General features: G+C 66.2%; 23 protein-coding genes and 1 tRNA gene. 9 read left to right on the forward strand and 15 right to left on the reverse strand.

All coding sequences use genetic code 11. The features are described 5' to 3' along the window. Positions 1–414: 414 nt before the first annotated feature. The gene (locus AP428_RS13530; RefSeq protein ID WP_172843425.1) at positions 415–945 is read right to left on the reverse strand and encodes a cytochrome b; all 531 of its coding nucleotides are present in this window, start codon (positions 943–945) and stop codon (positions 415–417) included. After that, entirely contained in the window at positions 945–2,030 is a 1,086-nt protein-coding gene (locus tag AP428_RS13535; RefSeq protein WP_054928221.1) for a catalase family peroxidase, read from the reverse strand. Before AP428_RS13535 ends, AP428_RS13530 begins: the two co-directional genes overlap by 1 nt. Positions 2,031–2,188: 158 nt before the next feature. Here AP428_RS13535 and AP428_RS13540 point away from each other — a divergent pair, with 158 nt between their 5' ends. Further along, complete coding sequence (locus tag AP428_RS13540) at positions 2,189–2,710, forward strand: sigma-70 family RNA polymerase sigma factor (protein WP_011544488.1); 522 nt, start codon at positions 2,189–2,191, stop codon at positions 2,708–2,710. Then, positions 2,707–3,465: an anti-sigma factor gene (locus AP428_RS13545; RefSeq protein WP_027809620.1), complete on the forward strand. Its 759-nt coding sequence runs from the start codon at positions 2,707–2,709 to the stop codon at positions 3,463–3,465. The genes AP428_RS13540 and AP428_RS13545 overlap by 4 nt, the downstream gene beginning before the upstream one ends. A gap of 589 nt (positions 3,466–4,054) precedes the next feature. Here AP428_RS13545 and AP428_RS13550 read toward each other — a convergent pair. The 4 genes from AP428_RS13550 to AP428_RS13565 form a co-directional block, all read right to left on the reverse strand. Next, complete coding sequence (locus AP428_RS13550) at positions 4,055–4,372, reverse strand: hypothetical protein (RefSeq protein ID WP_054928186.1); 318 nt, start codon at positions 4,370–4,372, stop codon at positions 4,055–4,057. A gap of 182 nt (positions 4,373–4,554) precedes the next feature. Further along, the gene (locus AP428_RS13555; RefSeq protein ID WP_011544485.1) at positions 4,555–4,812 is read right to left on the reverse strand and encodes an Imm74 family immunity protein; all 258 of its coding nucleotides are present in this window, start codon (positions 4,810–4,812) and stop codon (positions 4,555–4,557) included. Between the two features lie 18 nt (positions 4,813–4,830). Next, positions 4,831–5,160, reverse strand: a complete 330-nt coding sequence (locus AP428_RS13560) for a hypothetical protein (RefSeq protein ID WP_054928187.1) — start codon at positions 5,158–5,160, stop codon at positions 4,831–4,833. Positions 5,161–5,191: 31 nt separating this feature from the next. Continuing rightward, positions 5,192–5,452 (reverse strand): hypothetical protein, encoded by a 261-nt coding sequence (locus AP428_RS13565; RefSeq protein ID WP_054928188.1) that lies wholly within the window; start codon positions 5,450–5,452, stop codon positions 5,192–5,194. Between the two features lie 588 nt (positions 5,453–6,040). Between AP428_RS13565 and AP428_RS13570 the strand changes: the two genes are divergently transcribed. Both AP428_RS13570 and AP428_RS13575 read left to right on the forward strand, forming a co-directional pair. Then, positions 6,041–6,117 (forward strand) — tRNA-Val (locus AP428_RS13570). 331 nt (positions 6,118–6,448) lie between these two features. Next, a complete protein-coding gene (locus AP428_RS13575; protein WP_027812177.1) occupies positions 6,449–6,964 on the forward strand; it encodes a DUF2628 domain-containing protein in 516 nt (171 codons plus the stop codon). 102 nt (positions 6,965–7,066) lie between these two features. On the opposite strand, the gene AP428_RS13580 is transcribed toward AP428_RS13575, so the two are convergent. Together AP428_RS13580 and AP428_RS13585 are read right to left on the reverse strand one after the other, a co-directional pair. Next, the gene (locus AP428_RS13580) at positions 7,067–7,948 is read right to left on the reverse strand and encodes a sigma-70 family RNA polymerase sigma factor (RefSeq protein ID WP_054928189.1); all 882 of its coding nucleotides are present in this window, start codon (positions 7,946–7,948) and stop codon (positions 7,067–7,069) included. Then, entirely contained in the window at positions 7,948–8,424 is a 477-nt protein-coding gene (locus AP428_RS13585) for a carboxymuconolactone decarboxylase family protein (RefSeq protein WP_054928190.1), read from the reverse strand. Before AP428_RS13585 ends, AP428_RS13580 begins: the two co-directional genes overlap by 1 nt. Positions 8,425–9,005: 581 nt before the next feature. Between AP428_RS13585 and egtB the strand changes: the two genes are divergently transcribed. The 5 genes from egtB (at position 9,006) to AP428_RS13610 (ending at position 12,689) form a co-directional block, all read left to right on the forward strand. Beyond that, the gene (gene egtB, locus AP428_RS13590) at positions 9,006–10,232 is read left to right on the forward strand and encodes an ergothioneine biosynthesis protein EgtB (RefSeq protein ID WP_027809612.1); all 1,227 of its coding nucleotides are present in this window, start codon (positions 9,006–9,008) and stop codon (positions 10,230–10,232) included. Further along, on the forward strand, positions 10,216–11,229 hold the full coding sequence (egtD, locus tag AP428_RS13595) for an L-histidine N(alpha)-methyltransferase (RefSeq protein WP_054928191.1): 1,014 nt from the start codon (positions 10,216–10,218) through the stop codon (positions 11,227–11,229). The genes egtB and egtD overlap by 17 nt, the downstream gene beginning before the upstream one ends. Positions 11,230–11,522: 293 nt before the next feature. Continuing rightward, positions 11,523–11,825: a hypothetical protein gene (locus AP428_RS13600; protein WP_006477218.1), complete on the forward strand. Its 303-nt coding sequence runs from the start codon at positions 11,523–11,525 to the stop codon at positions 11,823–11,825. A 53-nt stretch (positions 11,826–11,878) separates the two neighbouring features. Beyond that, positions 11,879–12,133, forward strand: a complete 255-nt coding sequence (locus AP428_RS13605) for a hypothetical protein (protein ID WP_027812181.1) — start codon at positions 11,879–11,881, stop codon at positions 12,131–12,133. A gap of 187 nt (positions 12,134–12,320) precedes the next feature. Next, a complete protein-coding gene (locus AP428_RS13610) occupies positions 12,321–12,689 on the forward strand; it encodes a hypothetical protein (protein WP_054928192.1) in 369 nt (122 codons plus the stop codon). 265 nt (positions 12,690–12,954) lie between these two features. Here AP428_RS13610 and AP428_RS13615 read toward each other — a convergent pair whose 3' ends face one another. The 7 genes from AP428_RS13615 to AP428_RS13645 form a co-directional block, all read right to left on the reverse strand. Then, the gene (locus AP428_RS13615) at positions 12,955–15,981 is read right to left on the reverse strand and encodes a type III restriction-modification system endonuclease (protein ID WP_054928193.1); all 3,027 of its coding nucleotides are present in this window, start codon (positions 15,979–15,981) and stop codon (positions 12,955–12,957) included. Then, entirely contained in the window at positions 15,981–17,999 is a 2,019-nt protein-coding gene (locus tag AP428_RS13620; RefSeq protein ID WP_011544473.1) for a site-specific DNA-methyltransferase, read from the reverse strand. Before AP428_RS13620 ends, AP428_RS13615 begins: the two co-directional genes overlap by 1 nt. 359 nt (positions 18,000–18,358) lie before the next feature. Next, entirely contained in the window at positions 18,359–19,486 is a 1,128-nt protein-coding gene (locus tag AP428_RS13625; protein ID WP_011694010.1) for a porin, read from the reverse strand. Between the two features lie 282 nt (positions 19,487–19,768). Further along, complete coding sequence (locus AP428_RS13630; RefSeq protein ID WP_011544471.1) at positions 19,769–20,446, reverse strand: response regulator; 678 nt, start codon at positions 20,444–20,446, stop codon at positions 19,769–19,771. 13 nt (positions 20,447–20,459) lie between these two features. Further along, positions 20,460–21,827, reverse strand: coding sequence for a sensor histidine kinase (locus AP428_RS13635; RefSeq protein WP_054928194.1), 1,368 nt, complete (start codon positions 21,825–21,827; stop codon positions 20,460–20,462). An 88-nt stretch (positions 21,828–21,915) separates the two neighbouring features. Continuing rightward, positions 21,916–22,773, reverse strand: a complete 858-nt coding sequence (locus AP428_RS13640) for an ABC transporter permease (RefSeq protein WP_143275922.1) — start codon at positions 22,771–22,773, stop codon at positions 21,916–21,918. Between the two features lie 59 nt (positions 22,774–22,832). Next, complete coding sequence (locus AP428_RS13645) at positions 22,833–23,630, reverse strand: ABC transporter ATP-binding protein (RefSeq protein WP_006477226.1); 798 nt, start codon at positions 23,628–23,630, stop codon at positions 22,833–22,835. Positions 23,631–23,657 lie beyond the last annotated feature (27 nt).

Genomic DNA, 23,657 nt, shown 5'->3' on the forward strand with positions numbered 1-23,657 from the left:
GGCTGTTAATTTTTAAAGAGCATTTCTGCGAGAGATCTGAACCCTTCAGCAGCGCTGCGTTTTCAGCAGCAGAGAAGCGAGATTATCAACCGTTTTTTGAAACTCGTCAACAACTTTTTTAACTACTTCGTTGCGACGACTGCGGTTTAATTTCGCACGCACTGGAATCGATAAAACCGACTTCAACAGCACCCGCTTCCCTCTTCTTCCCCCGCGCCGTGTTTCCGTTAGCGCGAAAGAGGCGTGATTCTATGCATCCGCCCCGGTCTCCGCAACCCCTTTTGTGAAATATTTTTGACATGGTATGGCGGGGACCGCTGAGCACCTCCTAGTGCTCATATATAAGCGACACGGCAGGCGCAGTCTCGGTCGCCCGTGAACAGCCCCACCGCATCGAACACAACCCTCCGTCGATTACCGCCCCACCATCGCCCTCACCACGCCGTCCCGCCGAATCAGCCCGTGATACAGCGCCGCGGCAAAGTGCGCGAGGAACGTCAGGAAGAAGAGATAGGCCAGCACGCGATGCGCAACCCGAAGCCACGCGAACGTCACCGGATCAGCCGACACCAGCGCCGGGAGCTGCACGCCGCCGCCCAGCGTCACCGGATATCCGCCCGCCGACAGCATCGCCCAGCCGATCAGCGGCATCGCGACCATCAGCGCATACAGCACGAGATGCGACCCGTGCGCGGCCACCTTCTGCCACCATGGCAGATCGTCGGGCAACGCCGGCGGCTTCGACAGCATCCGCACCACGATTCGCACGCACACCAGCACCAGTACGGCCACACCCAGCGGCTTGTGAATCGCCACCAGGATCTCGTGCCGCCCGGAAACCGACGCCACCATCCCCACCCCGATGAACAGCATCGCGAGGATCATCGCGGCCATCACCCAGTGCAGCACCCGCGCCGGCAAACTAAACGTCGTCGAAGCCTTCATCACCGTCCCTCCCCACTCACTCGCGCCACGCCTGCCACGCCGGCCTCTTCACTCGTGCGCCGCAGATACGAATCCGCATACGCGGCCGAGCGCGCCGCCAGCAATGGATCTCCCGACAACTGAATCCCCTGCGGCAGCACCGTCGGGTCGTAGTTCACGTCGCGGCACGGGCCGCTGTCCTGCACCTCCACGCGGTCGAGCACGAGCGTGCCCGCATCGATCGTCGTGCGCTGCGCGGGCCAGATCTTCGTCGCGTCGTCCACCGGGTCGCCGGGCTCCGCCAGCGTGACCAGCAGCTTCCACTTCTGCGGGCCGGCCGCGATGCGCTGCGTCACGTCCTGTTGCAGCACGTTCGGGTCCGCGGCCGTCGCGACATCGCCGGCGCCGGCCGTCTGCTCCGGCACGACGCGCCACCGCACTGCCTGGCGCTTGCCGGCCGCGTCGACGAAGTAGAACGCGTTCAGCCCGTAATAGCTTTCGGTGACGTAGCTCGCGCTCGGCTTCGCACCCTTCACCCATTGCAGGAACGCGCCCGCCTCCGGATGCGCGCCGAAGAACGCCTTCACCTTCGCCGGGTCCGGCTTGCCCGTCTTCGGATCGGGCCGGGTCGCAAGCGTCTGCTCGTAGAACGCCTGCGGCGTCGCCACTGGAAACACCGGCATCGCGTTCATCCCGGTCCGCCATTGCTCGCCGTCCGGCGCGGTCAGCTTCAATGCAAGGCTGCGGATCGGCACGCTGCTGTCCGGCGCATAAGGATTCCCGCCCGGCAACGCGAAACGCCCGACCACCGGCGTGCGCACCGCCTTGAAGAACGGCGCGACCGAATACGCGCTCGCGGCGCCGTTGCCTTCGAAGTAGCCGGTCACGCACACGCCCTTCGCGTGATTGCGCCGGTAACCGGGATGGACGCCGCTGTTGGTCTGCAGCGCGTCGACGAGCCGGTGCGGGGTCAGACGCGCCGGCGCGAGCCACCCGCCGGCATACCCGAACGCCGCGGCCACGCCGGCCACCGCGCCGCCGATCACGGCCCAGCGCCACCAGCCGCGCCCGGGCTCGCGCTGCGGCGAAGAAGAAGATTGCTTCATGAATGCACTCCCGATCGTCAGATCATTGTCGAACGCGCGTAGGACGCCCCCCACGCCGCTTTATTCCATGAAGAATTTTTTCGTATGCTGGAGGGAATAACCGATGCCGGCCGGCGTCCTACGCGGCATCTACGACCCTTTCGGCAACCGGCCCGGCCATGCCCTCCACCGCCCTCGACGACGAAGCATTGCGCGAACTCATCCCCAGGCTGCGACGCTTCGCGCTCTGGCTGGCGCGCGACGTCCACGCGGCCGACGACCTCGTCCAGTCGACACTCGAGCGCGCGCTGTCGCGCTGGACGAGCCGCCGCGACGACGCATCGCTGCGCAGCTGGCTCTTCACCATCCTGTACCGGCAATTTCTCGACGGCAAACGCAGCGCGAAGCGCTACAGCTGGCTGCTCGGCCGCATTCGCGACGACGACGAAGCGCACTGGCCATCCGCCGAACGCGAATTCGCGGCGCGCGCGACGCTCGAAGCGTTCGGCCGGCTCTCGGACGAGCAGCGCAGCCTGCTGTTGCTCGTCGCGGTCGAAGGCTTCACCTATCAGGAAGTCGCCGACCTGCTCGAGGTGCCGATCGGCACGGTGATGTCGCGGCTCTCCCGCGCGCGCCAGGCGCTGCGCCAGCTCAGCGACGGCGAACTTCCTGCTCCTTCCTTGCGGCTGATGAAGAAATGAACACCCCTCCGAACGAACATGACCTTCAGGCCTATGTCGACGGCCAGCTCGACGACGATGCGCGTGCCGCGGTCGAGCGCTATCTCGCGCTGCATCCTGAGCGCGCGGAACAGGTGAAGCAATGGCAGCAGGACGCGCAGCGGTTGCGGGCTGCGCTGGAGAGCGTGCGGATGCCGGCGGACAACCCGGCGCTCGACCCAGCGACGATTCGCGGCCGGCGGGCCGAGCGCTCGAGGATGCGGTTCGCGATGGCGGCTTCGTTCGTGTTCTGCGTGGGGCTCGGGACGTTCGGCGGGTGGCAGGCGCGCGGGTGGAACGCGCCGCCGCCCATCGCGCCGATGAGCGATGCGGTCAAGGCTTACCAGATGATGGTGGTCGATCGGACGGCCAAGGTCGATTACCGGCCGAGCGGTGCGGGCGATTTGCAGGGGTGGCTCACCAAAGGCGTGGGCGCATCGGCGAAGCTGCCGGATTTGAGCGCAGCGGGGTTCAGGCCGGTCGGTGGGCGGCTGTTCACGACGGATAGCGGCGCTACTGCTGCGATGGTGCTCTATCAGGATGACGCGGGACGGACGTTGAGCTTCTATCTCCGGCCGGCGGAATCGAAACATCGGCTGCTGCCGAATGGGCAACGGGTGGATGGCGCGCTGCTGGCGCGGTATGGCTCGGTGAACGGGCTCAACTATGCGGTGGTCGGGCCGGCGGGGAGTCTTGGCGAGAAGGCGGTCGTGCAGGCGCTCGATCAGCAGACTTGAAGTGGTAGGATGCGCGCGCCCGACTGGTGGTCGGCGATGGCCGCCAGCGCCTTTTGTGGCGCGGCTCGGCCGGCTTGAACGGGTGCACGCTCACCACTCGAATGCACAGCGTTTCGACTGACTTTCCTCGGCTGTTATTCACATCGAAACTCCTCCGGCAGTCTCACCTTTAAAATCACAGGGTTTCGAGTCGCCGCGGAACGGGATATCCACACCTCTCCTGATGGTGCTGCATGCTGACTTCGATGGGTTCGCTCACCTTTGGCATGCACAGCGTTTCTCGTTGTTTTGGCCATCGATATCCACAACCCGGGTGATTGACCGATCGTCTTCGCCGGGTTCGACTACGCTCACCCGTTGAATGCAGCCGGTTTCGAGTGGCTTCGAGTCAACGATATCCACACGGCATTCGACGTCCGGACGTCGCCGCCGATTCGTTCGCTGCCCTCTTTCATGGTCGGCAAAGCCTTGCCGGGCAACGCATTCAGGCCAACGAGCCCATCGAAACCGGGACGCTCACCGGTTGGATGCACAGGGTTTCAACTGGATCGTGCGCCGGTTATCCACACACCGCCGCTCGCGCGTCGGGTCACTTCGTCCCAACTCTCCCGAGAATCTCGCCGGTTTCCGGCGCGATGACGTAGTGGATCGACTTTCCGAGCCGGTTTGCGTTGCCCAGTCCGCGCATGCCCGGAATCAGCTTTGCCACGAACGTGATGGTGATGACATCGTCATCTGGCATGGGGTCCACCGTGGATGCCCTTTTATCCGTGATGCAGATCTCGAAGTTATGCAGATCCTGCCCGGTCGCCGCAAAGTCTTCGTAGGCAGCCTTCAGGCCCAGCAGCGTCGCTGTGTTGAGCGTGACCGAACACTGGTCGACCGTGCCGAAATTCAACGTGCTCATCGTGTTCTCCGAATATCACCGGGCGAAAACTGTCCGCACTGCCGGATGCGCGCGGCAATGCCCGCGGATATCGTGATCCCGTTATCGTGTCCGTGCGGGCGGCACATGATCGGTCCCATTACCTGCTCCCTTTGCAAGCGCCGCTCGCATCACCCCGCTCTTTCCCGGGTTTCGTGACTGGCTCAGGATTCGAAATCAACCGTTGTACGTCGCGACAAAAAATAGTCGGTGATCGCCGAGATCACCGCCTCGCGAGTGGCGTTATCGATCGTCTCGCCATCGCCTTGGGGCTCGACGTACTTCATCGAATCGACATAGACGACGAATGCGGGACCGTTGTCCACGCCGGACGACAATGCCTCGCCAGGCGCCCGCACGGTCCGCTTTCCGTCGGACAGCACGATTTCGCCGCGCGACACCATCAGGACCGTGTACGTCATCGCGTTGCCTCGCGTGATTCAATCATGTCGTTCGACCACGTATTGCGACGGCCCGCGCCATGCAACCGAACGGTAACCACTTCGAACGACACCGATCTCCCGGTAATACTCGACGAGTGCCTGCGGGCTCCAGTCACGGCCTGCGGAAAACAACGCATCGAGATCGATGAGCGCGGCTACGAGTGTCTGGCGGTCGGTATCGTCTGCGATCGCGCGTTCCCAGCGCTCGGATTGTCGAGCGAAGCCCAACTGCTTCAGCACATCGGCGGCAGCTGCCAGCTCGGTCACGACGACCGCAACGCGGCCTGCGATATCCGTCACCAGCATCTCATTGACAGGTGCCTTCATCGATCGCTTCGCCCCGTATCGTCTGCCGTGATCACCCTGCCTCCTTCGTGAGCCATCCAACGATCTTCGCGACGTCCTCGGCGGACAGCATGCCAACACGCTCGACAAACATGCCGTAGTCGAGATCGAACTTCACGTTGAATCGCTCGCCCTCGTAGCGACAACACAGGACCTCGGCCTCCGGTATCGACACGCGTTGCTCGAACACGATGTCGCCTGGATGGTGCTGCATCCTGCGTACGACCGTATCGATATCGAGTGCCTGGAGACGGGGCGATAAAGCATCGGTCATTTGCCGTGAGCCCGTTCGCCGGGCCTTTGCATTCGGGATGCCTGCGATTCTACAGACATGACGGCTCACGCATCGCTAGAGCGCTTCACAGCGTTCCGCTTCGTTCATCCAGCCGCTGTACGCAGTGCATATCCTGAGCGGATCACAGTCGACGGACTGTGCTTATCCAAAGGTGTTAACAGGGTTCGTATATATACGTAGTGATAGTTAACAAGCGCTGTGTCCCACAGTGGATAACCTCCGTAACGCACTGAATTTTCAACGCGAAGCGAAATGCATAACCCTGGGTGCGCGACGTGAACAGCGTCCGGCAGCACAGAACAACTTTTCGTCGATTCACAGACTCGCCGACATATCCTCAATCGTTCCACTGTGAATCCAGAGATTTCCCGGACGGTTATCCAGAGGGCAATGTGGATAACACCGCATCACATCGACGCGTTTTGCTGTGATGCGAACAGGTGAAGCTCACGCTCGCGGCATCGCGAGGCAACATCGATCGTCAGCCCACTGCACACGTCGATTCAAAAAATTTTCACGAAGGGGGTTGTGCTCCTCCAAAACCCTCTCTATAATTCGCGGCTTCTTAGGCTCGTAGCTCAGTTGGTTAGAGCACCACCTTGACATGGTGGGGGTCGTTGGTTCGAATCCAATCGAGCCTACCAACGAACAAAATGAAGGGGTCCGGCAGCACAACTTGCCTACAGGCAACGCGGCTCGCCAAACATACAAACGCCACGCGGCAACTTCGCGTGGCGTTTTTCTTTTCCGGTCCGAAACGACGCAGAACAACGCAAAGCAACGCATGAAGCCTCGATGCGTTGCGCGATACGCGGCCCGGCATCGCATCGTCATTGACCATCCGATCCGCCACACAACTGCCGCTGCACGGCGCGTAGAATCGTCTGCGCATCGACGCGGCGATTTCGCGCGTCGCTCGATCTCCACGTCATTAAGACAACGACGCGCGATCCGCGCGACTGAGAGCACACGATCATGTCCGAGGTCACGACCGCCGCATCGTCCGCGAGCAACGACGAAATCGCCGCTTACGTCGGCAAGAACGCCGCCTGGTTCGAACGAAAATGGGCGATCGCCGACTCGCGCAAGAGCCGGCAGTCGTGGAACTGGGCCGCGTGCTTTCTCGGCCCGGTCTGGTTGGCGTATCGATGCATGTATTGGCAGGCGGCCGCCGTGCTCGCCGTCACGCTCGGCATCACGCTGGTCGAATTGCTGTACTTCCCGGGATACTTCGAATCGAGCGTGCTCGACCCGGCCACGATCGCGATCGCGGTGTCGCTCGGCTGGTACGGGAACGGCCTCTACAAGCGGCACGTCGAGCGCCAGATCGAAAAACTGCGCCCGAACGCGACGTCCCGCGAATCGTTTCTCGCGCTGCTCGAGGCGCAAGGCGGCACGAACTGGCTGGCGGCGGCCGGTTTCGCCGTCGCGACGCCGCTGCTCGGCGTCCTGCTGTTCATGATGGGCAACGCCGGAGGCGCGATGTACTGATCGCGGTAGCCGGCGCTCGGCAATGCAGGCAGAAAGAAGAGGGCGACACCGGCGCCATGCATTCATATCGCACGTCGCCCCCGGCGCATGCTCGCGCCGCCCTCAATGCAGATGCTTCAATTTGTCAGGATTCCGCACGACATAGATCGCGACGATCTTGCCGTCGTCGATCTCGAGCGCAGTCGTCTGCAGCTCGCCGTCGGCTTCAAGCGTGATGAAACCCGGCAGCCCGTTGATGAACCCGGCCCGCACGAGCTTCGACGCATGCGTCGCGAACAGCTCGGCCAGGTACGCATGCACCCGCATCACGAGCTCGAAGCCGAATACCGGCTTGCCGGCCGCCGTGCGCTTGCCGCCGCCATCGGAATGCAGGCTCACGTCCTCGGCGAGCATCGCGCCGAGCGCGCGCATGTCGCCGCTGCGTGACGCCGCGAAGAACGCTTCGGCGAGCTCGATCCCGCGCTGCTTCTCGACATGAAAACGCGGTCGCGCGTCGCGCACGTGCGTGCGGGCCCGCGCGGCGAGCTGCCGGCACGCGGCCGGGTCCCGCTGGATCGTCGTGGCCACTTCGTCGAATTCGAGGCCGAACACGTCGTGCAGCAGAAACGCCGCGCGTTCGAGCGGCGAGAGCCGTTCGAGCGCGAGCAGCAGCGGCAGCGTGACGTCGTCCGGTTCGTCTTCCTCGACGACCGGCTCGGGCAGCCACGGGCCGATATAGGTCTCGCGCTGGTGCCGCGCGGATTTCAGCTGGTCGAGGCACATGCGCATCACCATGCGGCGCAGGAACGCCTCGGGCACGCGCACCTCGGTACGGTCGACGTCCATCCAGCGGATGAACGCCTCCTGCACCATGTCCTCGGCATCCGCGACGTAACCGAGCATCCGGTACGCGACGCGGATCAGCGTGCGACGCAGCGGATCGAAGCTCGCCGCCGCGTCGGCCCGTTCGTCGGCGCTGCCGCTGGCCGGGTCGAGGTTCGGCATCAAGCCACCATCTTCGCGGCGGCGGCCTTCGCGTCGGCCGGGTCGACCCACAGCCCGAAGCCGACGGCGAGCCGGTTCCAGCCGTTGATCACGTTGATCATCACCGTGAGTTTCACCTGTTCTTCCTCGCTGAAATGGTCGTTCAGCGCCGCGTAGGCCGCTTCGTGCGCCGCATGGCCCTCCGACAGCCGCGTGAGCACCTCGGTCCAGCCGAGCGCCGCGCGTTCGCGGTCGGTGTAGCAGGGCGCTTCGCGCCACGCGGACAGCAGGTAGATGCGCTGCTCGGTCTCGCCTTGCTCGCGCGCCTCGACGGTGTGCATGTTAAGGCAGTTCGCGCACGCGTTGATCTGCGATGCACGGATCTTGACCAGCTCGATCAGCGTCGGCTCGAGGCTCCCGGCCGCGGCGACCGACACGGTCATCCAGCTCTTCATCAGCGCAGGGGCGGCGGCAAACGGATTGAGTTTCGCAGTCATGGTTCCTTCTCCTTTCGTGTGGGTTCCGCTGATATGACGAGCGAACACCCCGCGCGTGTGACATCGACGCGAAAAATTTTTTGCGGCCGGAGAAGAAAGCGACGGCAAGCGAAGGGCAGGGCCGTCGAGCAGGGCACCGAGAAGGACGCGATATCGACTGACGAATCGGCTGCATAAGGCCGCTCCTTCGACGAACGCGCGCCATCGACCTTTCACGCACGCCGGGCGGCTGTCACCGGACGTCAGTAGCACGCAGCCGCGGGCACGCGCATTGCCTCTGCCGGCCGAACCCCGTCACGACAGGCGTCGACGGTGCATGAAACGCGCGACGCCCACACCAAGCATGCTTTCATTTTTCTTTCGTCTTCGTTTCACCCGAAATCCGATTCGCGACGTTCACATTTCTGGACCATACTGTTCTGCACGGGCAGATGAAGTGACGCCGCATCCGCGGCCCGGCGCGCGCGCCGGCTGCCCCACGACGCAGCAGCAAATCGCACGTCAGCCGCGCGCATTCGAGCGCAAGGCTTTCCCTTTTCCGGCAACGCAACGCAGCGAATCGCGACGTGAACGGTAAACCGATGAGCCTCCTTGCATCCCAGCTTCAGCGCCGTTACCAGGACGTGCGCGCCCATAGCATCGCGTTGACCGCGACGCTGTCCGCCGAAGACCAGGCCGTGCAGTCGATGCCCGACGCGAGTCCGACCAAATGGCATCTCGCGCATACGACCTGGTTCTTCGAAACCGTCGTGCTGATGCGTCGCGTGCCCGGCTACGCGCCGTTCGACGACGCATTCCAGTTCCTCTTCAATTCCTATTACGAAGCGCTCGGGCCGCGCCATCCGCGGCCGCAGCGCGGGCTGCTCACGCGTCCGTCGCTCGACGAGGTGCATGCGTACCGGCAATACGTCGACGACGCGATGCTGCGCGCGCTGGCCGGCGCCGACGCGGCATTGCTCGACGCGATCGCGCCCGAGCTCGTGCTCGGCCTGCATCACGAGCAGCAGCACCAGGAACTGATCGTCACCGACATGCTGCATGCGTTCTCGTGCAACCCGCTGCGCCCGGCATTCCGGCCGCGCACGGGCGACGAAGCCGGATGCGCGCTCGCCGCGGGCGACGCCGGCCCGTTGCGCTGGCTGCCGCAGCCGGGCGGGCTCGTCGAGATCGGCCACGATGGCGATGCGTTCTCGTTCGACAACGAACGGCCGCGCCACACCGCGCTCGTGCGGCCGTACGAGATCGCGAACCGCCTGGTGACGAACGCGGAATTCGCCGCATTCATCGCCGACGGCGGCTATACACGGCCCGAGTTCTGGCTGTCCGACGGCTGGGCCACGGTGCAGCGGGAAGGGTGGCAAGGGCCCGCGTACTGGATGCCGGACGATGACGATGCGGCCGCCACGCGCGTGCGGCGCACGTTCGGCCTGCATGGCGTCGAGCCGCTCGCGCCCGACGCGCCGGTGTGCCACGTGAGCTTCTACGAAGCGGCCGCGTATGCGGAATGGGCCGGCGCGCGGCTGCCGACCGAATTCGAATGGGAAACCGCGTTCGCGGCGGACGGCATCCGGCAGATGCTGGGGCACGTCTGGCAATGGACGCGTTCGTCCTACGAGCCGTATCCGGGCTTTCGGCCGCTCGCCGGGGTCGCGGCCGAATACAACGGCAAGTTCATGGTCGGCCAGCAGGTCCTGCGCGGCAGCAGCATCGCGACGCCGCCCGGACACGAACGGCCGACGTACCGCAATTTCTTTCCGCCGGCGGCACGCTGGCAATTCACGGGAGTGCGACTTGCGCGAGACGTCTGACCTGACGGCCACGAGCGGTGGCCTGCAACCCGCCCGCGATTCGCGGCCGAGCGCGTTCGAGCGCGACCTGATCGACGGACTGTCGCGCACGCCGCGCAGCATTCCGCCGAAATACTTCTACGATGCGGCCGGTTCCGCGCTGTTCGACCGCATCTGCGAACTGCCCGAGTACTACCCGACGCGCACCGAGCTCGGCATCCTGCGCGATCGCGCGGCGGAGATCGTGCGGCGCGTCGGCCCGCATGCGGACATCGTCGAATTCGGCGCGGGTTCGCTCGAGAAGATCCGCGTGCTGCTCGACGCATTCGCGGACAACTATGCGAACGCACCGGCGCGCTACGTGCCGGTCGACATCTCCGCCGATTACCTGCACGGCGCGGCCGCGCGGTTGCGGGCGGCCTATCCGTGGCTCGACGTCGCGCCGCTCGCGGCCGACTACACGAAGGCCGAGCAACTGGCCGCGCTGACCGAGACGCCGCGGCGGCGCATCGGCTTCTTTCCCGGCTCGACGATCGGCAACTTCTCGCCGGAAGAGGCCGACACGTTCCTGCGCGACGCGGCGCGGCTGCTGCGCGGCGGCGGCCTGCTGGTCGGCGCCGATCTCGTGAAGGACGAGCGCACGCTGCATCACGCGTACAACGACGCGCAGGGCGTGACCGCGCAGTTCAACCTGAACCTGCTCGCGCGCGCGAACGCGGAGCTCGGCGCGGATTTCGACGTCGACGCGTTCTCGCACTGCGCGTTCTACGATCGCGGGCGGCAGCGCATCGAGATGCATCTGGTCAGCGACGTCGCGCAGACCGTGCACGTGCGCGGCCACGTGTTCCGTTTCGAAGCCGGCGAACGCATCCATACGGAGAACTCGCACAAATTCACGATCGACGGCTTTCATGCGATCGCGCGCCGCGCCGGGTTCGAACCCGATACCGTGTGGACCGACGCGGACAACCTGTTCAGCGTCCACTGGCTGCGCAGCGTCGACGATATCCGCGCGTAACGCGCATTGCCGCGAACCGCTCGCGCCGCGAAGGCGAGGGCGGTTCGCTCGCCATGCACACCGGCGGGTGCGATCCGATCGCCGGTTTCGTGCCGAAAATCCCCTTTTTACCGACCCGATGCATCGCTGCAACGGTGTGTGGAATACCGCCTTTGCCTTGCTCCATCAGGCTTTGCGGGTACTCGTAAACGTCCGTTACCTGTCTCGCATACCCGTTTCACCTGTGTCAGCGCCTGGTGCCTAGACTCCGAACCGTAGTCACATGACGCACGACACGTGCAGGGAGTCGCGAAATGAGCAAGAAACTTATTCTCGGTGCAGTTCTCGGTGTAGCGGCGCTGGCAGCCTCGGGCGTCGCATCGGCCCACGTCGACCTGTCGGTCGGTATCGGCGTGCCGGGCGTCTACACGGCGCCGGCGCCCGTCTACGTCGCGCCGCCTCCGCCGGTGATGTACGCGCCGGTCGGCTATCGCGATGACGACTGGCGTGCGCGGCAATGGCGTGAACACGAGTGGCGCCGCCGTGAATGGCGCGAGCACGAGTGGCGCGAGCGCGCCTGGCGTGACGGTGGCGGCTGGCGCGGCCGTTGGGACTGAGCGCGACCGGCTCACGAGCGCACTGATCACGACGACCTGAGGAGAGTGATCACATGAATCCCATCCGGTACATCGGACGGTACGCAGCCGCCGCAGTCGTTGCGCTCGCAACGATCGGCAGCGCGCATGCGGCGGGCTGCATGAAGGGCGCGGTGGTCGGCGGTGTGGCCGGCCACTACGCGGGGCACCACGCAGTGGTCGGCGCGGTCGGCGGCTGTATCGTCGGCCATCACATGGCGAAGAAGCAGGCGCAAGAGCAGGCCGCGCAGCACAAGGCCGCCGCGCAGGGCATGCAGGCGGCGCAGTAAGCGACCTCGTCACCGGGGCGATGCCGTGGCGTCGCTCCGGTGCTCCGTTCCCGCGTTCATGCACGCACCGAATTGATCCGACGAATGCGTGCCGCACGCGTCGTTACGATCATTTACAACGTCGTGCAGCGCGAATTGTGCGCGTTCATAAAATGCAGTCACACAAACGCGCTCCAGGGAGCACAAGATGAAACAGCAACGATATCTGTCCGTCCTGACGGCCGCGCTGCTCGCGCTCGGCTCGGTATCCGCCCATGCGGCGGCCGGCGGCAATGGCGGGGGCAACGGTGGCGGTCATGGCGCTGGCGGCTCGGGTGGCAACGCGGGCGGCATGTCCGGCGGCCACATGAGCGGCCAGGCGCTGAGCAACTCGAACGGCATGCACGCGGGCGACCGCGACAAGGGCCTCTCGCGCGCGGCCGACCGTTCCGATACGATCGCCGACCGCGCCGGCACGCAGCCGGGCCGGGGTCACACGCACGGGCATGGCCATACCGCGCATGCGTCGACGTCCACGCATCATTCGCATCGGAATGCATTCGGCCGCACGCTGTAAGCACGGCCGGCGAATGCAGGAGAAGGGCGCTTCGGCGCCCTTTTTTCATGGTGAAAACGCAACGAGGCTGCCGACCGGAAACATCATGCCGACCCGATTTGCAACCAGCCGTAACTGCGTCGCCCGCCCGCGAGAATACGGATGGCTTTCATGCGAATGACAGGATGAAAACCGGCCGGAGCAACAGGCGCCGCGGGCACTCGGCACGATCGGTAAAGGCCCGGCCACGCCGATAAAAAAGGGCGGCTCGTCGCCGCCCTTCGTCTCACCGCCCCGCGCCCGCCGTCGGCGCTGCAGGTTCGAACAACGCATCGGCCTGCGTGACCCGCACGAAGCGCGCCGCGCCGTCGCCATCGACCAGCGCGCGGAAATGCGCTTCGCCGCACGCGAGCTTCGCGCGCTCGTGCTCGCTCGGCACGTGGCCGTCGGCATTCGGCGTATCGACGACGAAGTACAGCCGCTCGCCGCCGTCCTGTTCCGCGAGCACGGCCCAGTCGGGGTGATAGCTGCCGAGCGGCGTCTGCACGCGGAACCACGCCGGCAGCTTCGCGTACAGCTTCACGCCGTCGTGCGCTTCGAGCGCATCGGCGAACGCGCGCTCGGCGTCCGTCTCGCACACGACCGCTTCGTGGATCGACTTGCGTGCGTCCGGCCGCAGGTTGCGCAAGTAGCCGGTGAGCGCCTCGCTCTCGAACGATTCGAGCGCATGCACGTGGCGCTCGCCGAGCTTGCGGTACGCGATGCCGGCGACGAGCGCGAGCCGCTTGCAGCGGTTGATCGCGTCGGCCGCGACCGCGATGAACTGCTGCGGATTCACGCGGAAATCGTCGAGCCGGCCGCTGTCGGCGAGGATCGTCGCAAGCGAACGGCGCGTGAGCTGGGTGCGGTCCTGCAGTTCGGTGAGCAGGTCGGGCAGCGGCAATTCGCCTTCGTCGAGCAGCACGGTGCCGGCGCCGGCCACCTCGATCGCCTCGATGCCGGCCTTGCCGATGTCGATCTCGGCCTTGCGCCACTGCAGCCGCGCCCGTGCGATATCCGGCGCGTCGCGCAGCGCGGCCGTGCAGTCGCGCACCAGCTTCGCGTTGTCGAACTCGACGCGGTACACGGTGCGGTGGCGGATGCGATCCCACAGCGCGCGGAAATCCTCGCCGAACACGACGGCCTTGCCCGATGCATCGCGCCGCAACGCGATCGCGCGGCGCTCGTCGGCGTTGCGCACCGCGAAGCGGCCCGACAGCTTGCGCAGCGTCGCGACGATCGGCGCACGCAGCCGTTCGAACGCATCCGGCAGCACGAGCGCGCTCTGGCGCAGCGCATCCTTCAGCCGGTCGAGCACCTTGCCCTGCGCGTCGACGTAGCCCTGCTCGTGCAGATGGTTCCACAGCACGCGCGACAGCTCGATGCCGAGCGCATGCGCGGGGCCGTCGTCTTCCTGCACCGGCAGCGCCGCGAACTGGTGCTCCTCGACGATCCCGAAACGGATGCCCGTATCGGCCTCGATTTCCTTCTGCAGGTTCTCGGCGAACGACTCGTAGCGCTCGGTCGCGATCACGGTGAGCGTGTTCACGCCCGGGTCGCGCACGCGTTCGCCATCCTGATCGACCGCGAGGCGCAGCCCGCGGCCGAGCGTCTGGCGGCGCTCGCGCTCGGTCTGGATGTCGCGCAGCGTGCAGATCTGGAACACGTTCGGGTTGTCCCAGCCTTCCTTCAGCGCCGAGTGCGAGAAGATGAACTTCAGCGGCGTGTCGAACGACAGCAGCGCTTCCTTCTCGCGCATGATGAGGCCGTAAGCACGCTCGGCGTTCTCCCGGGCCGCCGCGCTGCTTTCGCTCGTGTCGGTCCAGCCGCCCTTGCGGTCGATCGAAAAGTAGCCGTTGTGCGCACGCTCGACCTCGAGCGCGACGTCGACGCCGTCGAACAGCGCACGGTAGGCCGGCACACGGGCCGCGCGCGCATATTCCTCTTCGAAGATCAGCGCGTAGTCGCCCTTCACCGGCATGCCGTTCTCGTCGTAGCGGCGATAGCGTTCGACCGAATCGACGAAGAACAGCGACAGTACCTTCACGCCGCGCTCGGCGAGGCGCAGCTCCTTGTCGAGATGCTCGCGGATCGTGCGGCGGATCATCTCGCGCTGCACGGCGAGCGTGTCGATGTCGCCGAACGCCTCGCCGAGCGACAGGAACGCCTCGCCTTCCGGATGGCGCAGCTCCACGTATTCGGCGCCCTTGACCGCATGCATCTCGCCGATCCGCAGCCCCGCGTACAGCGCGCGCTTGGTCAGGCGCTCGAGATCGTCGCCGTCGGTGGCCGACACGATCTGGCGCTTCACGCCGGCCGCGGTCGCGACATCGAGCTCGATGCGCGCGCTGATCGCGCCGCGCCGGTTCGACACGCCGACGAGCCGCACGTACGGCTTGTTGTGCGCATCCTCGACGATCGCCGACGCGATCTCGATCTGCTTGACGAGCTTGCGCTCGTACGCGTCGACCGCGTCGAGCCGGTACACCATGTGATGGCGGTCGACGTGCGTGGCGGAATAGCGCAGCGTGCAGAGCGGCGCCATCGCGGCGAGCGCTTCGCGCCCGCGCCCTTCGAGGCCGCCGTCGACGCTTTGCGGCTCGTCGACGATCACGATCGGCCGCGTCGCGCGGATCAGGTCGATCGGCTTCTCGCCGCCGGTCTTCTCGCTGTCCTTGTAGAGGTTGTTGATCTCTTTCTTGTTGATCGCGGCGACCGTCATCACCATGATCTGGATCGCCGCGCTCGCCGCGAAGTGACGCACCTGGCCGAGCTTCGCGGAGTCGTACAGGAAGTAGTCGTACGGCACGCCCGCGTACAGCGCGCGGAAGTGATCCTCGGTGATCGCGAGCGTCTTGTGCACGCCTTCCTTGATCGCGATCGACGGCACGACGATCACGAATTTCGTGAAGCCGTAGCGGCGGTTCAGCTCGAAGATCGTGCGCAGGTACACGTAGGTCTTGCCGGTGCCGGTTTCCATCTCGACGGTGAAGTCGCGCGAGCCGGGCAGGCCGGATGGCGGCAGCCCGCCGCGCAGCTGCACGTCGGCGAGATTGCGCGCGAGCGCGTCGTCGGTCAGCGACAGCCGGTTGCCGACGCCCTGCTCCGATACCGCGAAGCCGAGCGAGCCTTGCGCGGCGGCCGTCGTGCCGGGCGCGGCGTTCGCGAGCACGCTGAAGTCGCCGCGATACGATTCCTGGCCGCGAAACAGGTCGCAGACGGCGTCGATCGCCTCGCGCTGGTAGTCGAGATCCGCTTCGAAATGCAGGCGCATCACAGGCTCCGCACGCGCTTCACGCCGTGCTGTTCGAGCAGCGCGGCGAGATTGAGCTTCGCGACGTCGTCGACGAAGCCGCTGTCGCGGAACAGGCACGTGACGTCGCGCGACGCGCCGCTCGCATCGAGCAGGTCGACGATGCCGTCGGCGAGCGGGCCCGCGTCGTCGCGTGAAATGCGTGCATCGAAGCACGCGACGATCGCGCGGCCGATCAGGTGCACGGTCTTGCCGGCCACCTGGTGATGCTCGACCGGCGTGCACAGGTCGAGACCGAGCTTCAAGGTGAGTTCGGCAAGCAGGTCGTCCTCGGTGCGGCCGGTCTTCACGTGTTCGACGGACGCGAAGAGGGCATGGTCGAAGTCGTCGCGGCGCGGGTCCCACTCGATCACGTTGGTCGTGTCGAGCCGGTATACGCGAAAACCGAGGTCGCCATAGCTTTCCGGATAGTCGCGCGCGACCTGTTGCGCGGCACGGCGCAGGCGTTCCTTCGTGATTTCGGCGAGGGTCAGCGGCTTTTTCAGCTTCGCGCAGAAATCGGCGGCCGCGGTTTGCGTCTTGTCGCGGCGGTCGAGCGCCTCGGGCAGCTGCACGAGGATATAGCGGCGCGCGCCGCCGTCGGTCGCGTTCACCTGCATCACCGCGTGGCCGGTCGAACCGGAGCCGGCGAAGCAGTCGAGCACGATGTCGTCGCCGCGCGTGCACCAGCCGATCACGGCCGCCGCGAAGTCGACCGGCTTCGGCAGATCGAACGGGATGCCGAGCGTCTTCAACAGCGCGTCGTCGGAGCCCGCGAACGGCAGCACCGACGGCACGTTCTCGTACATGTTCTCGTCGAGGTAGTAGATCCGCTGCGGCTGCGTGGTTTCATCCGGGCCGAATTCGATCTGGCCGCGCTCGAGCAGCGCCTGCATCGTCGCGGGCGGGTTGCGCCAGCCGCGCGCCGGCATCGCGCACGGCTTGCCGGTGACCGGGTGGATCAGCGGCGTGAAATATTCGTCCGGCGCCTTCTTCTTGTTCGGCCACGCCATCGACACGAGGCGGTACACGCGACCCTCCGGCGACAGCCGGTCGTACATCACCTCGCCGCCGGACAGGTTGGTCTGCGCCTTCATCCACGCGCGGTACGCCTTCTGCGCGTCCTTCGGGTTGCCGCTGCGGTACACCGCGTCGTGCGCGGCGTCGAGCATGCGCTGCGCGTTGCGCTTCGGGCGCTTGAGCGGCGCCCGTTCGAGCAGCGTCTCGGCGTTGCGCGCGAACAGCACCAGCGATTCGTGCTGGTACGCGACGCCGCGCGCGTCGCCCTTCGGGTTGCGCTTGTCCCACACGGCCACGCCGAGCTCGTTTTCCTCGCCGAAGATCTCGCGCAGCATCAGCACCAGCGCATGCACTTCGTGCTCGTCGATGTGCACGGCGATCAGCCCTTCGTCGGACAGCAGCGCGTGCGCAAGCTTCAGGCGCGGATACATCATGTTCAGCCAGTCGGTGTGGAACCGGCCGTTCGCCTCGGTGTTGGTGCTGCGCTTCACGCCGGCTTCGGTCTGGCCCGTCATCGCCAGGTAGTGGCGGATGCTGTCGCTGAAGTCGTCCGGATAGACGAAATCGCTGCCGGTGTTGTACGGCGGGTCGATGTAGACGAGCTTCACCTTGCCGGCGTAGCTCTTGTGCAGCAGCTTCATCACGTCGAGATTGTCGCCCTCGATCACCAGATGGCGCGTGTCGTCCCACGCGACGCTGTCGTCGGGGCAGGGCCGCAGCGTGCCCGTCGACGGCGTGAGCGCGGCCTGGCGCGCGGCGCGCTTGCCGTGCCAGTGGAAGCCGTAGCGCTCGTCGGCGTCGCCGACCGTGCGCTCGCCGACCAGCGCCTTCAGCACGTCGACGTCGACCGACGCGCCGTCCGGGCCTTCGGTCACGAGTTCGGGGAACAGCGCCTTCAGGCGCGCGACGTTGTCGGCGGTGAAATCCGTCGACATCGCCTGCGGGCTGGCCGCATCGAGTTTCTGCATCGTCTTTTCCATCGGAGCCCGGCCGTGCGCGCCAGGACGTCGGGCGCGCTCACGGCACCGGCGGCAATGGCCGCCCGGGCAAACCCGAAACGCTAGCGAGTCGGTCGGCGCAGGTCAAGCGCCGATGTGAGCCGAGCATGCGCGCATCGGCCGCGATCGCCCGCCGGACGGGCCGCCAGCGGGTTCGGGCCGGTTGTCGCACGGGCCGGCCGGCGGCCGTGCGGCGGACATTCGGCGACGCCGCGAAAAGGACGAACAACGGATGAAAAAAAGGGCACGGTCAGCGTCGTTCGCCGGCGTGCCCGCATGGAGAATCCCGGAAGGAGCGTGCGGCAGGGCCCGACGGGCCCTGCCCGGATGACCGCCTCGGGTCAGAAGCGCGTGCGGATGCCCGACGTCAGTTCGAGCTGGTTCTTCGCGCCGAACGTCGACGACACCGTGTAGCCGCCGTGCAGCTTCATGTAGTCGCCGGCCAGGTACACCTCGGTGCGCTTGCTCAGGTGGTAGAACACCGACCCGTAGATCGTCTCCTTGAAGCCGTTGGCGACGCCGTTGGTCAGGCTGAACGCGCCGAGGTTGGCGTTCGGCGTGAAGCCGTCCGCGTTGTTCGCGGCGTTCTTGATGCGCATCTGCTGGTAGCCGAGCTCGTAGTCGAGCGCGCCCTTCGGCGCGATCTTCATCGACACCGTCCACGAATCGTCGTGACGCTGGCCGAGCGGGCCCTGGTCGCCGTTGTAGCGGAAGTAGCCGGCATTCAGCCGCACGATGTCGAACGTGTAGTTGCCGCCGACCGAGAACGTCTGGTTCCGGAAGCCGTTGTGGTTCACGTGGTTGTAGAAGCCCGACACGTTGAACGGCCCGCCGTTGTAGCCGAGCGCGGCCTGGTACGCGGAGCCGGTCGCGAACGACGTCGAGTTGCTGAACTGGTAGCCGGCGCTCGCGAAGATGCCGTTGCTGAACAGCTTCTTCCACGCGACGCCGTTGTTGTAGCGCGTGCCGGTCGGGCCGGCCGCGTAGAAGATCATCTGCTTGAAGTTGTTCGAGTTGGTCCAGCCGCCTTCCTCGGTCGACAGCCTCGCGGACCCGTACGCGTCGCCGTAGATCGTCGCCGCATCGCGCGCGATCGTGTTCTGGAAGCCGGCCGTCAGCTTGCCGAAGCGCTCGTCCTCGACGCCGACCCATGCGTCGCGGTCGAAGATCTGGCCTTCGTCTTCCATCTGGCCGTTCGCGACGACGAATTCGCTTTCGAGGCGGAAGATGATCTTCGTGCCGCCGCCGATGTCTTCGGCGCCGCGCAGGCCCCAGCGGCTGCCGCTGAACCACGGTTCGCCTTCGTTGCCCATCCCGATCACGTGTTTGCCGTTCGCATCGGCGTGGGTCCGGTAGGTCGGAAAGCTCAGGTCCATCAGGCCGTAGAGCTGCACGCTCGACTGCGCATGCGCGTGGCCGGCGCACAGGCCCGCCGCCGCGATGGAAAGGGCAAGGGTTTTTCGTTTCAAGATCGTCTCCTCCGAACTGCCGCATTGAAATCCGGTCGTTGGCAGTACGTAATGTATGCCGACGCTTGCCGGCCACAGCGAGCGGGCCGACGCGTAGCATCGTAGAGGGTGCAATCCTTCACGACGCTTTCCCGGAGGAAAGAATCGGATCGGTGAAAACACCGAACGCGCAATGATCGTGGATCGGGCACGCGTGCGGAAGCGATCCTGCCGGACGTCCGGCAGGCTTCAATGATGATTCGTGCTACGAATTGATGTGTGGAAAGCGGGAAGCGCGCCGCGTCAACCGTGCGCGCTCTTCATCCGCAGGATGTAGCCGAGCCCGCGCAGCGTGATGATCTCGGCCGTGCTGCCGGCGAGATGCTTGCGCAGCCGGTGAATGTAGATGTCGATCGCGTCGGCGCTCGGCTCGTCGTCGAGCGCGAACACGCTGTCCATCAGCCGCGCCTTCGATACCGTCTTGTTCTGCTGCAGCATCAGGGTTTCGAGGATCGCATGCTCGCGGCGCCGCAGCGCGAGCACGGCGTCGCCGCAGCGGAATTCGCGCGTGCCGAACGCATAGACGAGGTCGCCGCACACGAGCTGCGTCGTGCCGACGCCGGCCTGCCGGCGGATCAGCGCGCGGATGCGCGCCACCAGTTCGCGCGACTCGAACGGCTTCACGACGTAGTCGTCAGCGCCCGCGCCGAAGCAGTCGACCTTGTCGTCGACCGAGCCGTGCGCGGTCAGCATCAGCACCGGCACGTTGTCGTTGCGGCGCCGCAGCCGCGCGAGCACTTCCTTGCCGCTGATGCCGGGCAGCCGCATGTCGAGCAGCACCGCGTCGTAGCGTTCGGTCTTGAGCACCGTGTCGGCCCGCTCGCCGTCGCCGACGCAGTCGACCGCGAAATCCTCGCCGCGCAGCAGGTTCACGATCCAGTGCGCGAGCTCGGCGTTGTCTTCGACCAGCAAAAGTTTCATGACGGCGTTCTCTTCAATCGAAAGCGGGCAGGCGCACGGTCACGACGACACCGCGATTGCCGGGCCCCGGCGCGAGCGATGCGCTGCCGCCGTGCGCCAGCGCGATCTCGCGCACGATCGCGAGCCCGAGGCCCGACCCCTCGGTATCGGCCGACACGCGGTAGAACCGCTTGAAGACGTGCGGTCGGGCTTCGGCCGGGATGCCGGGGCCGTCGTCGACCACGTCGAGCACGATCGTGTCGCCGTCGCGCCGCGCGCAGACCGTCACGCAGCCGCCGGGCTGCGTGTAGCGCACCGCGTTGTCGACGAGGTTCATCACCAGAGCGGTGAGCAGGCTGTCGCTGCCCGCGACGTCGAGCCGCTCGCCGAGGTCGGCGCCGAGGTCGATGTCGCGCCGCTGCGCGAGCACGATCGTCTCTTCCAGCACGCTCGACACCACCGCGGCCAGATCGACGCGGTGGGTGAGCAAGGTCGACGGCGTCGCTTCCGCATGCGCGAGCAGCAGCAGCTTGTCGGTCACATCCGCCATCTTGCGGCTGCTGCGCTGCATGCTGTCGAGCACGGACGCGAGTTCGTGATCGCCGTTGCCGCGCTGCTGCGCGTACTGGATCTGCGTATCGAGCACCGCGATCGGCGTGCGCAACTGATGCGCGGCATCCGCGATGAAGCGGCGTTGCGTGGCCGTATGCATGTTCAGGCGCGCGATGCACTGGTTGATCGCGTCGACGATCGGCCGCAGCTCGTGCTGGAGCCGTTCGGGGCGGATCGGCTCCAGCTCCATCGGCCCGCGGTCGGCCACGTCGTCCTTGAGCTTCATCAGCGGGCGCAGCTCGAAGGTGAGGCCGAGATAGACGAGCACCACCGCGAGCACCAGCATCAACGACAGGCGCACGAGCTGCGGCCGCCAGATCGTCGCGACCATCGCGCCGTACGAACGCGTCGTTTTCGCGACCACCACCGTGACCGTCTCGACCTGCCCCTCGTCATATAGCTGGCGGTCGTAGGCCACCGCGCGCAGCCGCACGCCGTCAAGCGACGTGTCGTACAGCGTCGGCTCGGTGCCGTGCCGCGCGGGCAGGTCGAGCGCCGGATTGCCGGTGAGCAGGCGGTCGTGGCCGTCGATCACCTTGTAGAACACCGAGTCGCCCGACGGCGATTCGAAGATCTCCAGCGCGGCGGGCGGCACGTCGGCCGCGGGCCGACCGTTGCGCCATTCGACGTCTTCGCCGATCGTGCGCGCGGATGCGACGAGCGCGCTGTCCTGCACGAGCGCGGCCGTGGTCCGCGCGGTGTCGTACGACATCGCGCCGGCGATCAGCACGAACACCGCGAGCGGCAGCAGCAGCCACCACAAGAGCCGCCCGCGCAGGCTGTGCGCCATCCTCTCGCGCTCCTTCTCCGAAATGCCGAACCGCGCCGGGGGCGCCGGCGCGGTCGGGGGTGTCATGTCAGGCGCCGATCGACGGCGTTCAGAACGCCGCGGGGCGCCACTTCAGCAGCCGCTTCTCGATCCGCGTCAGCAGGTAGTCGGCGGCCAGCGCGACCACGGCCAGCACGATCATCGCCGCGAACACGCCGCTCGCGTTGAACGCGCCCTGGGCGGTGGAGATTAACAGCCCGATCCCTTGCTTGGAACCCAGGAATTCGCCGACCACCGCCCCGACCAGCGCGAAGCCGAAGCTCACGTGCAGGCTCGCGAGAATCCACGAGAGCGCGGACGGGATCACGACCGACGTGGTGATCTGCCGGCGCGACGCACCGAGGATCTGCGCGTTCGCGATCAGGTAACGATCCGCTTCGCGCACGCCCTGGAACGCGTTGCCGAACACGACGAAGAACACCATCACGACGGCCAGCGCGATCTTCGATGCCATCCCGAGGCCGAGCGCGATCACGAACACCGAGCCGAGCACGACGCGCGGGATCGAGTTCGCGATCTGGATGTACAGGCCGAACACGTCGGCCATCAGCTTGTTGCGGCCGAGCACGATCCCGCAGATCACGCCGGCGACCGAGCCGATCAGGAAGCCGATCGTGGTTTCCTCGAGCGTGACCCACACCTGCGTGAGCAGCGGGCCTTGCGACGTGCCGTTCACGAACCAGTCCTGGATCTGCGCGAAGATCAGCGACGGCATCGAGAAGAAGAACGGGTCGATCCACTTCAGCCGTGCGGCGAGTTCCCAGCCGCCGAGCACGACGACGAGCACGGCGATCCGCAGGCCGATGATCAGTTGCCGGCGGCGGCGCAGCCGGGTTTGAGCGGCGCGCGACTCGTCCTCGAGCGTCGTCGCCGGAAGGGCGGTGGGGGGAAGCGTCATGTCGGTCATGCTCCTGTCCTTGCTGTTTCTTGCGATGGCGTGCCGTAGCCTGCCGTGCGGCGTATGCGTCAGCCGATCTGCACTTCTTCGCGCAGGTCGTGCCAGATGTCCCTGGAAATTTCGATGAAGCGCGCGTCGTAGCGCACTTCCGACATGACGCGCGGGCGCGGCAGGTCGATCTCGACGACGCGCTTGAGCGTCGCGGGGCGGGCGGTCAGCACGAACACGCGGTCGGCAAGCGCGATCGCCTCTTCGAGATCGTGCGTGACGAACACGACCGAGCCCTTGTTCGCGGACCACAGCTGCAGCAGCTCGTCCTGCATCAGCGTGCGGGTCTGCATGTCGAGCGCGGAAAACGGCTCGTCCATCAGCAGGATTTCCGGCTGGTTGATGAAGGTCTGCGCGAGCGCGACGCGCTTTCTCATCCCGCCGGAGAGCTGGTGCGGGTAGTGTTTGGTGAACTTGTCGAGGCCGACCTTGCGGATCCATTCCTCGGCCTGCGCGTACGCGACGTCCTTCGAGCGGCCGCGGAACAGCGGGCCGGCCGCGACGTTGTCGATCACGTTGCGCCACGGGAACACGGCGTCCGCCTGGAACACGAAGCCGATGCGCGGGTCGATCCCGTCGACCGGGCGGCCCATCACGCGGACTTCGCCCGATGCGGGCTTGAGCAGCCCGGTGATCAGGTTCAGCGTGGTCGACTTGCCGCAGCCGGTCGGGCCGACGATCGCGATGAACTCGCCGCGCGCGACGCTCATGCTGAAGTCGCGCAGCGCGACGGTGGCCTTGCCTTCCGGCGAAATGAAGCGGCACGACACATTGCGAAACTCGATCGCCGGTGTGCTCGGGGAAACTGCCTGGTTCATCGCATTGATCCTGCGGGTGAGGAAGGC

Source organism: Burkholderia sp. E168m22 (assembly GCF_001319805.1).
GTDB classification, from domain to species: domain Bacteria; phylum Pseudomonadota; class Gammaproteobacteria; order Burkholderiales; family Burkholderiaceae; genus Burkholderia; species Burkholderia orbicola.